The organism is Paenibacillus sabinae T27, assembly GCF_000612505.1.
Lineage (GTDB): Bacteria > Bacillota > Bacilli > Paenibacillales > Paenibacillaceae > Paenibacillus_AQ > Paenibacillus_AQ sabinae.
This window is the reverse complement of sequence record NZ_CP004078.1, coordinates 1,135,707-1,147,845: the sequence shown is the minus strand read 5'-3', so window position 1 is coordinate 1,147,845 and position 12,139 is coordinate 1,135,707. Positions and strand designations below refer to the sequence as shown.

The window sequence follows — 12,139 nt, the reverse complement described above, 5'->3', positions numbered from 1 at the left end:
CCTGTTCACTCTTATATCTCCAGGTAAGACGGCAGATCCGCCCACATGATCATTGCATCCTCGCGGTTGTCGGAGTAATATCCTTTGCGGAGTCCGGCAGGGCGAAAGCCCTTTTTGCGGTACAAATTCTGGGCGATGTCGTTTGATACCCGCACTTCCAGCGTGATTGACTTCATCCCGAGATAGGAGGCGGTTCTCATCAGCTCATCCAGCAGCCTTTCGCCCCATTTGCGACCCCGGTATTCCTCAAGCAGGGCAATGTTCGTCACATGCGCTTCGTCCACAATCGCCCACATTCCCGCGTAACCGATAATGCGTCCTTCATATTCCATCACCATATATTTGGCAAAATGATTATGCGTCAGCTCATTGCGGAAGGCTTCCTCCGTCCAGGGCATTGTAAAGGCTTCCCGTTCGATCACCAGAATATCGGGGATATCCTCCACTTTCATGAGCCGAAAAACAAGGCCTTCTTCCCGCCCTTTTGCCGGTTCAGCTTCCATCATCTCGATTTCACGCCCCCTTTGCCGGCTTTAAGCAAATTCGCTTCCGCTTCCGCAAGCTGCGTATAATTCGGGATCAGGCTGTGCACGTCGTCGGTGTCCCCCGACGCATGCCGAGCTTCCCCGAGAAATCCGATCCAGCGCCCTTCCAGCTCATAAGGCTGAGCGTGCAGCTCGGCGGCTCCCTCCAGCGGCTTCAGTGATTCCTCGCCGCCATGTACCGCCGTCTCGCCGACAAACCACAGGCGGCGGGGAGACTCCCCCTGCGCCTTGGCAGCCTCCAGACGCTCGGCAAGTGACCGCACCCAATCCGCCATGAGGCGGATCGAGTCCGGCGCCAGACGCCGAGGCGCGTCTCCGCCTTGCGCGGCGAACAGCGCCGTATAAGCCTGTCCGCGCCGGGCGTCGAGCAGCGGAACAATCCAGTCCGGCCCGAAGCCCTCTCCGGGCCGGACGCCTGAGGCGGCGTCCTCCGGGCTTCCCGTACCGGCATTCCAGCCGCCCCAGGCCAGCGCCTGAAGGGTGGACACGCCGGCGACGGGAAGCTTCCAGCTCCACGCCAGCGACTTGGCCGCCGTCACGGCAATCCGGGTTCCCGTATAGGAGCCCGGGCCTACGCCGACAGTGATGCCTTGCAGCATTTCGGCGCCGCCCGAGGCTCGCAATGCCTCCCCGATGATCGGCAGAAGATGCACGGAATGGTTGCGTTCTCCCGACGCATTGATTTCATGCACCACGCTGCCGCTTTCTGTTACCGCTACGCCGAGCGTTGCCGTCGCCGTATCCAACGCCAAAAACCGCTTGCGCGGCTGTTCTTTTGCACTCGTCATTCTTTCTTAACCCCACTTCTGTATCAGTCCGCGGCAGACGCCCGCATAAGGCTCTCCGGTTCCGGCTACTGTAATCACGCGTTCCTCCGGCCCGGTCGTCTCCAGGCGGATATGCATATGCCGCTCAGGCATAATCTCCGCGATAATGCTGCTCCATTCCACCAAACAAATTCCTTGTCCGAAAAAATATTCGTCCAGACCCAGCTCATCCGCTTCCTCAAGCGAGAGCCGGTACACATCCATATGATACAGCGGGACTCGGCCCGCATATTCCTTGATAATCGTAAACGTAGGACTGCTGACAATGCCCTGAACGCCCAAATGCCGGGCAAAGCTCTGCGAGAACGCCGTCTTGCCCGCACCCAAATCGCCGTCGAGGCCGATGACCCAGCCCGGCTCGGCTGCGGAGGCCAGCTCCTGCGCCAGCGCTTCCGTCTCCCGCAGGCTGCGGGAGCGAAAGGTAAATACCGCTTCCGGATTATTTTCCAACTGCAACAACCATCCTTTGACAGAGCGGCGTATCCGCAGCTATCGTCCGAAATTTTGAATACTTTTAATTATATCGGTCCCACAGCCTTCCCGCAACACGCCCCCAGGACACCAGGTTGTCACTGCGCCGCGGAAATGCTCTCCACTTCGCCCCGCTTCCCCTTGCGTTCCTTCTTCGGCTTGGAGTGGGAGAATAAGCTGTGCAAGACCATGCCAATAATAATAACGGCAATTCCGGCCCAGGAAATAGCAGCCGGAGCGGGAGCGGACAGGATGACCATCTCCCCAAGCAGGGCAAACAGCACCTCAAGCGACTGCGTGGCCTCAACCGCAGCCAGTCCCGTCATGCTGTGTCTGACCATATCAGTGGCCCGGAAGAACAGAACCGTCGCCACAACGCCCGATGAAAGCGCGACAATCGCAGACTGAACGAGCTGTCCTTCCGAAGGAAGGCCCGCCTCCTTCCAGCCGAGCAGCGCGACCAGCGCCCAGAAAGGCATGCTGGCCAGCGTCATTCCAAGAATGCGCTGGAAGACGTCCAGCCGGCCGCCGCACAGCTCCATCGTCTTGCGGTTGCCGAGCGGATAGGCGAAGGAAGCGATGAGAACGGGTACGATGCCAAGCAGCACCTGTGAGGCCGACAGCCTCTGCGCATGTTCCAGCTGAAGCAGCGCAACGCCAGCGAGAATAATCAGGGAGAGGCCAAGTCCGCGAAGCGGGATTTTGCCCCTTGTGACCATCAATCCTTGAGATCCTTGTATCCGGGTAACGAACAGCGGCGCCAGCAGGGAGCCGGAAATAATCGTAATTTGCCATGTTCCGGCCGTAAGCCAGCCGGGGGCGTATGCTGCCGCGAAGGTAATCGGGGCGTAGAACAGCCCGAAGCCAACTGTTCCCCACAGCAGCCAGTGCCAAGGCTTGTCCGCCATTTCCCTAAGGAGCGGCTTCAATCTCCGGCGTCCGGCTACAAGGGCCAGCAGAAAGGGCAGCGTGAAAAAATACCGCAGCGAGGAGCTCCACGCCCAGCTTCCCCCGGACAGCTCCATACGGCGGTTCAGAACGAAAGTGATGGCAAAGAACAGCGCCGAGCAGACGCCGTAAAGCAGAGGCTTCAAGTTCAAGTGAATCAGCTCATTTCTATGTGTAATCCGGTTTTTCAGTTCCGTCAAAACGGTTAACAAGATTATAACAGCATTTGAGTAAGGAGAATGAAATTTTTCAATATTCGTTTCAAAGATAATGCTGAATACTGCTGAAAAGGAGATGAGCATTTGAGCCAACTGGCGATTACTGTAAAGAAACTCGATGCTCCCCCTGTCTATCGCTGGTACGTATTATTCGTCCATGTCATTGTTTTTGCCCATTTTTTTATGAGCCTGCAATTGATTTCCGTATTCGGAATTACCATTCAAAGGGGATGGAAAATTTCGGCGACGGAGGTTACCCTTCTGATCACCTCGTCCATGATCGCGTATACCCTCTTTCCCCTCATCGGAGGGGCTTGGGGAGCCAAATGGGGCCCACGTAGAACCGTCACAGCCGGTATTCTGATCGATACGGTCGCTACTCTGCTATTTCCGGTTGCGGGAGACAGCTACTTCGGCATACTGGCGCTGCGCTTCATTCAGGGCATCTCGGGCGGGCTGATCATCGGCGCGATCGTCGGCGGGACTTCCGTATGGTTCCCTACCCGGCAAAGAGGGATCGCTTCAGGCATTTTGTTCGGCTTTCAAGGCGTGGGGTTTGCCGTTCCCTCCATTGTTGGCCCGATGTTGACGGACTCAGGAATATCCTGGCAGACGGCCAGCGCGATTATGGTCTGCGTGCCTGGAGTGATCCTTGCGGCCGTGGTGTTCTTCACGGTAAAAGGCTTGAATGAGGTCTATCCCGGCGTGTCCTCGATTGACCAGCTGCTGGGGGGCAGCGGCGCCTCCGGGCAGAATCCCGGAACGGCCACAGGAAATTCAAAGTATATCAAGCCCAAAACAATGAAAGAAGCGCTGCGCCGGTCAAGAGTCTGGGCCGCCGCTGTCTATGTATTTGTCAACGGCTGGCTGATTTACGGCCTGAGCTCCTTCCTGCCGCGCCTGCTGTCCATCGATCTGAACATTCCGGATAAGACAGCGGCCGCGATCCTTGGAGCCACTTTTTTCGTCTCGTTCGTAACCGCACCTCTTGGCGGGATTGTTTCGGACTTTGTATTTAAAGGACGGCGGTATCCTGTCCTGCTAATCGGCGCTTTGCTCTCGGTAATCACGATTGCCGCCGTGCCGTATACTTCCATCAAATGGCTCGGTTTCATGCTGATTCTGGCGTACGCTTCAACATCCATTGTCAGCGGTCCGTTCTGGTCGCTGCCTTCCGAACTGGTCGATTCCAAAGCGGCGATCCGGTCCAGCTCCATGTATACGATTTTCGGCAACGGCGGCGGCGCTGTCGCAGCCCCTATCCTTGCCTATTTCAGCGAAGCCGCCGGCAGCGGTATCGCAGCGCTCTATATCTGTGTGGGCATGGCGGCGGCAGGGGTTGTCAGCGCCTGGTTCATCAGGCAGTAACATGGCAGAACATTTCGGCAAGCAAAAAGCCCGCGCGTTCTCGGCGCGGGCTTTTTGCTTGAACCGCCAAGGTTACATAGACGGCTAACGCTTCTGCTCTTCCAGCCGGTCGACGCCGACCGTCTGTACATCGGTTGGACGCGAACCGACCTGGACGGTCGCCATGCCATTGGCCGCATCCACACGCTCGATCCATACCGGTTCTCCGTCCAGATGTACGGCAATGTTGTCCTTAGAAGCAAAAATATCCTGCGCACGCTGTATATCCATCGTCATCTTCCTCCCTTTTGTCAGAATGCTGAATGCCTAGCCCTATTGTCCGCTATCATTACAGTGTTTTTATTCAGAGCCTTATTTCAGCTCATCCCGCTCTTCCGGCGCCAGACCGCCAATCGTCCGGTCAGCATCCAGATTATCCGTTCCGGGAACAATCTCGTCCTCGGAGCGCGGCGCGGTAAGCTCTTCCCAGTTCACGGCCGTCCCGCTGATCTCGGGATCCCCTTCCTGATCCTGCCATCCGCTTTCAGGAAACATCGATTTTCCCGCCTCCATTCCCCTTCGCGCCATGCCATCCATTTGCGTAAACCATGGCAGGGTTATTTTCCCCGGCAGCGATTCGATCTATTCCAGCCAAGACGGGCGGCATAACCGAATTTCTTCAAGGTGTAAAAAGACGGCTGGCGTTCATACTAAGCCAAAGCAGAATTTTTCAGATCATTCATACCGAGGGAACTTCATCTTCAAAGCGTGGCAGGGCTTCCCGAAAGAGCCCGAATACTACACAAAATGAGGTGTTATGCGATGCATACCGTTTGGAAAGGCGCCATCAGCTTCGGACTTGTGCATGTGCCGGTCAAAATGTTCTCGGCCACCGAGGATAAGGATGTCTCCCTGCGTTACATTCATAAAGCTTGCGGCAGCCCTCTGTCCTATGTGCGCAAATGCCCGGTGTGCGACAAGGAGGTCGCCTGGGAGGAAATCGGCAAAGGCTATGAGTATGAGAAGGGCAAATTCGTTATTTTCGAGAAAGACGAGCTGGACGCGCTCACGGAAGAGAGCACCAAGAATATTACGATCCTCGACTTTGTAGATTTGAAGGAAATTGACCCGATTTATTTTCAAAAAACGTATTATTTGTCACCCGATCAGGCCGGGGCGGGCGCTTACCGGCTGTTGATGGAGGCGATGCGCCAAACCGGGAAAATCGGCGTCGCCAAAATATCGATCCGCTCCAAAAGCAGCCTGGCCGCGATCCGCGTTCTGGAGAACTGCTTATCGATCGAGACGATGTTCTACCCGGATGAGATCCGGCCGGTATCCCAGGTGCCGAGTCTGCCGGAAGCCGGCGCGGTGAACGATAAGGAGCTGGATATGGCCAAGCTGCTCATCTCTCAGCTGTCGACGCCGTTTGAGCCGGGTAAATACACGGATGATTACCGCAAGCGGATGCTTGACCTGATCTCCAGCAAAGTGGCCGGCGAGGAAATCCGCATTGCTCCGGCTAGGCAGGAGACGAATGTCATCGATCTGATGGCCGCGCTCCAAGCGAGCATTGAGGCCGTTCAGCACATTCCGTCCGATCCGGGCAGCCCGGCGACCACCCCTGCCGCCAAACCCCGTAAAGCGGCGGGCGGGCGGAAGAAATCCGCTGGGAAAGCTGCCGGGGCCACGGCCGCAGACAAAAGCGGAGCCGGCGCGGGAGAACCAGCTGCGGGAATCGCCGGGCCTGCGGCGAAGGCCGCCGGAGCTAAGGACGCTCCGGCAGCCGGAAGCGCTGTGCCGGCAGGCGGAGCAGCTGAGGCTTCTTCCCCGGCGCCTGTCATTGCGCCCAAGCCGAAGCGCCGCAGCGCGAAGAACAAGCAAACGGTATCCTAGGGCGGGGCGGCGATGAAACTGACGCCCATCGTTCCGTTTGAGCCGGTCATCGCAGACCGGCCGCCTGCCGGAGACCAGTGGATCGCCCAGATTAAATGGGACGGCGTCCGCATGCTTTCCTATTACGACGGAAGCTCCACCGAGCTGATTAACCGGCGCCAAAATTATCGGACCAAGCAATACCCGGAAATCGCCGCAGCGGAGAGCTACTGTAAAGCGGGTTCCGCCATCCTGGACGGCGAGGTTATCGCGCTTTGCGAAGGAAAGCCCTCTTTTCACGAAGTGATGCGCCGCGACAGCCTAAGGAAAGAATCGGCCATCGCTGCGACGGTCCGGCAAATTCCCATTTTGTATATGGTATTTGATATTTTATACTGCAACGGGGTGTGGACACTGGATCGGCCGTTCTTGGAGCGCCGGAACCTACTTGAGGAAATGCTTCGGCCCCATCCGCATGTGCAGGCCGTGCCGAGCTACAACGATCCCACCGCGCTGCTCGCGGCCGCTCGCGCACAAGGGCTTGAAGGCATTGTTTGCAAGGATGTGAACAGCGTCTACTCGCCGGGCGGGAAAGACAAGCGCTGGCTCAAATGCAAAATCATTTCCGATCTCAATGCCGTCGCGGGAGGCGTCACCTTCCGGGACGGCACGGTCAATGCCGTGCTGCTTGGGCTATATGGCGATGACGGGCGTCTGCATTATATCGGACATGCAGGCACAGGGAAAATGACGGTAAGGGACTGGCGGGAGTTAACCGCACTGTCACACCGTCTCGCTGCAGAGGACATGCCGTTCGCTTCGCTTCCGCAGCGGGTCAAAGGAGCCTTCTGGATTCGTCCGGAGCTGGTATTCAAGATCCATTTTCTGGAGTGGACCGATTCCGGCACGCTGCGCCACCCCAGCATTCAAGCCAGGCTTAATCTCTCTCCATCGGAGTGCCGGCTCCCGAAGCGCTAATTATTCATTTTTGGAGGAATGCCGAATGCCAGCCGCCATCAAAGGCTCCATTACGATCGAAGGACAATCGGTCACCATTACCAATCCCGACAAGCCGCTGTGGCCGGAACAGAGTATCACCAAGCGCATCTATTTGGAGAAGCTTGCCGCCCTTTCGCCCTATCTGCTCCGCTATTTGAGGAACCGGCTCCTGACAGTGATCCGCTACCCTCATGGAGTGGAGGGCAAGTCCTTTTATCAAAAGAACGCGCCTGAACCGCTGCCGCCCTTTATCCGCACCGTTATACACGAAGACATTAACTATATTTCACTGGACGGGCTTCCGGGGCTGCTCTGGCTCGGCAATCTGGCCGCGCTGGAGTTCCATCCTTCGCTTCATTACGCCGGAAGCAGCCTTCCTTGCGAATGGATGATCGACCTTGATCCATCCCGCGAGGTGGAGCCCCGGATTATGGAAGCGACGGCGATTGTCGGTGAGGTGCTGAAATCCCTCGGGCTCTCCTCGGTTCCGAAGACGTCGGGAGCGACCGGAGTGCAGATTATTGTGCCGATCAAGCAGGGAGTTACGTTTGACGAGCTTCGGAAGGTCGGGCATCTGGTCGGCCGTTATGTTACCGAGAAGCATCCCGGGCTGTTCACACTGGAGCGGCTGAAGAAACAGCGTGGCGACAAAATCTACTTCGATTACCTCCAGCATTACCGCGGCAAAACGCTGGCCGCCCCCTATACCCCCCGTGCCCGCCCGCTGGCGACCGTATCGACGCCGCTTACTTGGGACGAGGTTATCAGGAACGTCTCCCCTGAGGAATTCCATCTACTGAATATTGAAGAACGTCTGCGCGTCATGGGGGATCTGATCGAGCAATTGCCCCCGCAGCCGATTGAGCTTGTCATCGCCGGCCTTCGGTAGCGAATCGTTGTTCAGGGCCGTTAAAGGCAAAACCTCCGTCTTTCGCAGCTGCGAAGCGGAGGTTTTGGAATGTGGTTTTTGTTATATTAAAAGTTCTAGTGGATGGATTTCTTTTTAAAGCGTCCGCCCTTGACATCATGGATATTGCCGACCGCGACAAACGCATCGGAATCCCAATCTTCAACGATTGCCTTCATTTTGGCCTCTTCAAGCCGGGTAATCACGACGAATATCACTTTCTTGTCCTCGCCCGAAAATCCGCCCTCTCCCTGCAGGTAAGTGACACCCCGGCCTAGCCGCTCCGTCAGCGCTTCGCCGATATCGCGGTACTTGTCGCTTATAATCCAGACCGACTTCGATTGGTCCAGACCTTCGAGGGTAACATCGATCATTTTGAAAGCAATGTAGTAGGCAATCAGCGAGAACATGGCGTTATTCCAACCGAATACAAAGCCCGCTCCCGTCAAAATAAACAGATTAAAGAACATCACGACTTCGCCTACGGAAAAAGGCAGCTTCTTGGCAACCAGAATCGCCACAATTTCCGTACCGTCCAGCGATCCGCCGTAACGTACCACAAGACCAACGCCGACCCCGAGAATCACGCCGCCAAATACCGCCGCAAGCAGCGGCTCGACCGTAATCGGCTGCACGGGATGCAGCAGCTGTGTACCAATCGACATTACGACGACCGCAAACAATGTGGACAACGCGAATGTCTTGCCGATTTGCTTATAGCCGACGATAAGAAAAGGAAGGTTGAGAAGGGTTAGCAAAATGCCGAGGGGAATATCAAAAATATGCGACAGCATAATCGAAATGCCGGTTATGCCGCCATCGACCATCTGATTCGGAACGAGGAAAATTTCAAGCGCTACGGCCATCATGCCTGCTCCGATCACCATCATCACGGTACGCTGAGCCAGTCTGGCTGTCTTGGCTGTCCCGGATTTCTGGGGCTTATTCGGTTCCTCTTTAACTAGAATTTGTGGACTCGTGCCCATAGAACTCCCCCTGTCTTTGCCGTATTTTTTAGGTAGTCCTTATATTATATCACATTGGGATACCCGATAATGAATGGACAGGCCAAATAACCCCCGTTATCAGGGATCTCCTGTCAGTTTTTCTTTCACAGAAGCGGAGAAAGCAGGCGGCAAACTTCTTCCTTGGCCCGGGCGGCTTTTCCCCTTTTGCCAAAGCCATTCATATCCATCGCTTCGCTCTCTTCCAGATCGCGCTGAAACTGGCCAGCCAGCTCTTCGATTCGTTTCGGATGAAGCAGCACGGCGGACAGCTCGAAATTGGAATAGAAGCTCCGCATATCCTGATTAACGCTCCCGACCGAGGCCATCAGGCCATCGGCGATCCATATCTTCGCATGCATGAAACCCTTGTGGTAGCGGTAAAACTTCACGCCCGCATCCAGCAAATCCTCCACATACGAAAGAGAGGCGTTGTAAACAAACGGGTGGTCGGGTTTATCCGGAATGATAATCCGCACATCCGCCCCCCTTAGAACAGCTGTTTTTAACGCCCGCAAAATGGCCGGGTCCGGGATAAAATAAGGGGTCTCGATCCAAATCCGCTTCTCTGCGGCGCTTAGTGCTCCAAAAATCATAGCCTCTGAGGCGTCAATAGCTGCGCCCGGACTGCTGCCGATGATTTGAACCGCCTCCTTGCCTTCGCAGGCATGGACAGGGAACAGGCGCGGATGGCTCAAACGCTCACCGGAGGCGAGCCGCCAGTCTTTCAGGAAAATATGCTGAATAAAGTAGACGGCGTCGCCCTCCAGCCTCAGATGGGTGTCACGCCAAAATCCCATTTTCGGGTCTTTGCCCAGATATTCATCGCCGATATTGATTCCGCCGGTAAAGCCAACCAGACCATCGACGATAAGGATTTTACGGTGGTTACGGTAATTGAAGCGTCCGGCGGGCAGCGACGCGAGCGGCGGCAGAAACCGGTGCACCTCGACCCCGGCTGCAGATAACGACCGCACAAAGCGGCGGCTCAGCTTGCGGCAGCCCAGTCCATCGAGCAGCAAGCGCACTTTTACGCCCTGCCGGGCTTTGCGGATCATGACATCTTGGAATTTCTCCCCGGTTTCGTCATCTTGATAAATATAAACCTCCAGATGGATGTGCTCGGACGCGGCCTCCATCGCTTCAAGCATCGAATCGTACGTTTCATCCGCGTTAACCAGAATCCGGGTCATGTTTCTGCCGGTAACCGGACTTTCAGTCAGTCCCGACAGCAGACGCAGCAGCTCCGAGCGCCCGGTCAGCTCCGGGTTTCCTGTATCCTCCGCGCTGGTTACGGCCTGGCTCCGATCTTCAGCGTGCCTGTGGAGTCCGCGGCGTGTTTCGGCTTCCCGGCCTTTAAGCTTCCGGTTCATTCTATAGTCCCGGCCCATAGCCCAATAAATCAGCAGCCCGAGCGGCGGACAGCAAAAGAGCAGAGCAAGCCAGGCGACTGCTCTCTGGGGACGGCGATATTCAAGTAACAGAATCCCAATGATTTGGACAATAAACAAGCACAGCAGTGCAGCGAATATTTTCATACCGTCCAAGCCTCCTTTGCTGTCGTTCGCGACAGAGCGTTTGAGCTGCATCAGTACAGGTTTTGCCAAAAATCCCCGCATTATTCAATCATTCGCATGTCATGAACCCGTCCAGACCGGAATACATAGAGTTATATGGACAACTTGAACAGCCAAGCTTCCGGATGCAAGCGTTATTCGTCCGGGCGCAGGAAGGAGATGTTATGAAAAGCCGATCGGATAAGATTACCCTTCTCGTCGTCCGGGATGCCGGGCGTCCGGTCAGACAGCTTCAGCTATCCAGGCCGATGGCGATGGCCTTGCCGGCCGCCGCCGTTCTGTCTCTGTCCAGTCTGATCAGTTCCATGCATTACCATGCCTCCCGCTCCGTACAGGAGCTTGAAGCGGAAGCCGCCGCCCTGTCCTCGCAAAATGTTCGTCTGGAAGCCAAGATCGCGGATAAGGATCAAACGCTGCGACAAGTTCAAAGCGAAGCCGCCGCTCTCTCGAAAGAAGCCCAAGCAATCAAGGAGCAGCTCAAAAGCGTAGATGCGCTGGAACAGGAGCTGCAGGACCTCATAGACCGGCAAAAGGAAGGAGCTTCAGACAAAGAACCGGCCGCGAAGAAAACGGGGGCTAAAGCGGTTCCTGATCCGGACAAACGCGAAGCGGCCCTGGATACGGCTGCCTTATCGGCTGATGGCGCCGTATCCGGAATGAAAACCGGTTTTGACGTCATTTCGGACAGCTCTGATAAACGAATCGCGCTCGCTACTGACGGAGGTACCGTAAAAAAGCCTCCATTCGCGGCGTCTGTTAGCTCTGCTTCTCCTTCGGCGATCACCATCCGAATTGGAGCTTTTACAGCCGCCATCCTGGATACCCCCTCCTTACGGGTTGGCGGAGAATATGTAGCTTCCTACGGGCAGATCGGTACCATCCGGGAGACCAAAGACGAGCTTACGGAGATCGGCGGCATGCTCGAAGAGATGATCCACAGCCTTTCCCAAACGGTTCTGGACGCCCAGCAAGCGGAGGCCGATCTCCAGCGTCAGACGCTTCGTGATAGCGCGAACCTGACGAAGGCTTTCCTGTGGCCCACCTCCTCCCGGGTCGTCTCCTCCAGCTTTGGCTACCGCTCCGATCCCTTTAAAGGAAGTTCTTCTTTTCATGCCGGGATCGACATTGCGGCCGAGACCGGCGATTTCGTGTTTGCCGCTCAGGGCGGAACCGTGATGGCCGCCGAACGGTCTCCTGCCCGCGGCAATTACATCGTGATTGACCATGAGAACGGGCTAAAGACCTCTTACATGCATCTCAGCAGCTTGGCGGTATCCGCCGGAGACAAGGTCGTCAAAGGCCAACGAATCGGACAGGTCGGCAGCACCGGAAGAAGCACCGGCCCGCATCTGCATTTCCAAGTCAGCAAGCAGAACAAGACCGTGAACCCTTTGTCCTATGTCCATCCGAAATGAACATCA

The 12,139-nt window shown here is 56.2% G+C and carries 13 protein-coding genes; 5 read left to right on the top strand and 8 right to left on the bottom strand.

The features are described from left to right. Positions 1-11: 11 nt before the first annotated feature. The 4 genes from rimI to PSAB_RS05110 form a co-directional block, all read right to left on the bottom strand. Complete coding sequence (gene rimI, locus PSAB_RS05125) at positions 12-506, bottom strand: ribosomal protein S18-alanine N-acetyltransferase (protein ID WP_038595577.1); 495 nt, start codon at positions 504-506, stop codon at positions 12-14. After that, positions 503-1,333, bottom strand: coding sequence for a tRNA (adenosine(37)-N6)-threonylcarbamoyltransferase complex dimerization subunit type 1 TsaB (gene tsaB, locus PSAB_RS05120; protein WP_025333504.1), 831 nt, complete (start codon positions 1,331-1,333; stop codon positions 503-505). Before tsaB ends, rimI begins: the two co-directional genes overlap by 4 nt. Positions 1,334-1,339: 6 nt before the next feature. Continuing rightward, positions 1,340-1,822, bottom strand: coding sequence for a tRNA (adenosine(37)-N6)-threonylcarbamoyltransferase complex ATPase subunit type 1 TsaE (gene tsaE, locus PSAB_RS05115; RefSeq protein ID WP_025333503.1), 483 nt, complete (start codon positions 1,820-1,822; stop codon positions 1,340-1,342). 119 nt (positions 1,823-1,941) lie between these two features. Continuing rightward, positions 1,942-2,937: a DMT family transporter gene (locus PSAB_RS05110; protein ID WP_025333502.1), complete on the bottom strand. Its 996-nt coding sequence runs from the start codon at positions 2,935-2,937 to the stop codon at positions 1,942-1,944. Positions 2,938-3,093: 156 nt separating this feature from the next. Here PSAB_RS05110 and PSAB_RS05105 point away from each other — a divergent pair, with 156 nt between their 5' ends. Then, the gene (locus PSAB_RS05105) at positions 3,094-4,377 is read left to right on the top strand and encodes an MFS transporter (RefSeq protein ID WP_025333501.1); all 1,284 of its coding nucleotides are present in this window, start codon (positions 3,094-3,096) and stop codon (positions 4,375-4,377) included. Between the two features lie 84 nt (positions 4,378-4,461). Here PSAB_RS05105 and PSAB_RS05100 read toward each other — a convergent pair whose 3' ends face one another. Both PSAB_RS05100 and PSAB_RS05095 read right to left on the bottom strand, forming a co-directional pair. Continuing rightward, complete coding sequence (locus PSAB_RS05100) at positions 4,462-4,647, bottom strand: H-type small acid-soluble spore protein (protein ID WP_025333500.1); 186 nt, start codon at positions 4,645-4,647, stop codon at positions 4,462-4,464. 81 nt (positions 4,648-4,728) lie between these two features. Next, a complete protein-coding gene (locus PSAB_RS05095; RefSeq protein WP_025333499.1) occupies positions 4,729-4,911 on the bottom strand; it encodes a hypothetical protein in 183 nt (60 codons plus the stop codon). Positions 4,912-5,178: 267 nt separating this feature from the next. Between PSAB_RS05095 and ku the strand changes: the two genes are divergently transcribed. From ku to ligD, 3 genes are read left to right on the top strand one after another with little or no spacing between them, the layout of a single operon-like run. Then, a complete protein-coding gene (gene ku, locus PSAB_RS05090) occupies positions 5,179-6,252 on the top strand; it encodes a non-homologous end joining protein Ku (RefSeq protein WP_025333498.1) in 1,074 nt (357 codons plus the stop codon). A 12-nt stretch (positions 6,253-6,264) separates the two neighbouring features. Continuing rightward, the gene (locus tag PSAB_RS05085) at positions 6,265-7,209 is read left to right on the top strand and encodes an ATP-dependent DNA ligase (RefSeq protein WP_025333497.1); all 945 of its coding nucleotides are present in this window, start codon (positions 6,265-6,267) and stop codon (positions 7,207-7,209) included. A gap of 25 nt (positions 7,210-7,234) precedes the next feature. Continuing rightward, positions 7,235-8,119: a non-homologous end-joining DNA ligase gene (gene ligD, locus PSAB_RS05080; RefSeq protein WP_025333496.1), complete on the top strand. Its 885-nt coding sequence runs from the start codon at positions 7,235-7,237 to the stop codon at positions 8,117-8,119. Positions 8,120-8,214: 95 nt separating this feature from the next. On the opposite strand, the gene PSAB_RS05075 is transcribed toward ligD, so the two are convergent. Together PSAB_RS05075 and cls are read right to left on the bottom strand one after the other, a co-directional pair. Then, positions 8,215-9,123 (bottom strand): YitT family protein, encoded by a 909-nt coding sequence (locus PSAB_RS05075; RefSeq protein WP_025333495.1) that lies wholly within the window; start codon positions 9,121-9,123, stop codon positions 8,215-8,217. A gap of 125 nt (positions 9,124-9,248) precedes the next feature. Further along, a complete protein-coding gene (gene cls / locus PSAB_RS05070) occupies positions 9,249-10,679 on the bottom strand; it encodes a cardiolipin synthase (RefSeq protein ID WP_025333494.1) in 1,431 nt (476 codons plus the stop codon). Positions 10,680-10,882: 203 nt separating this feature from the next. Between cls and PSAB_RS26060 the strand changes: the two genes are divergently transcribed. Then, on the top strand, positions 10,883-12,133 hold the full coding sequence (locus PSAB_RS26060) for a peptidoglycan DD-metalloendopeptidase family protein (protein ID WP_025333493.1): 1,251 nt from the start codon (positions 10,883-10,885) through the stop codon (positions 12,131-12,133). Positions 12,134-12,139: the final 6 nt, after the last annotated feature.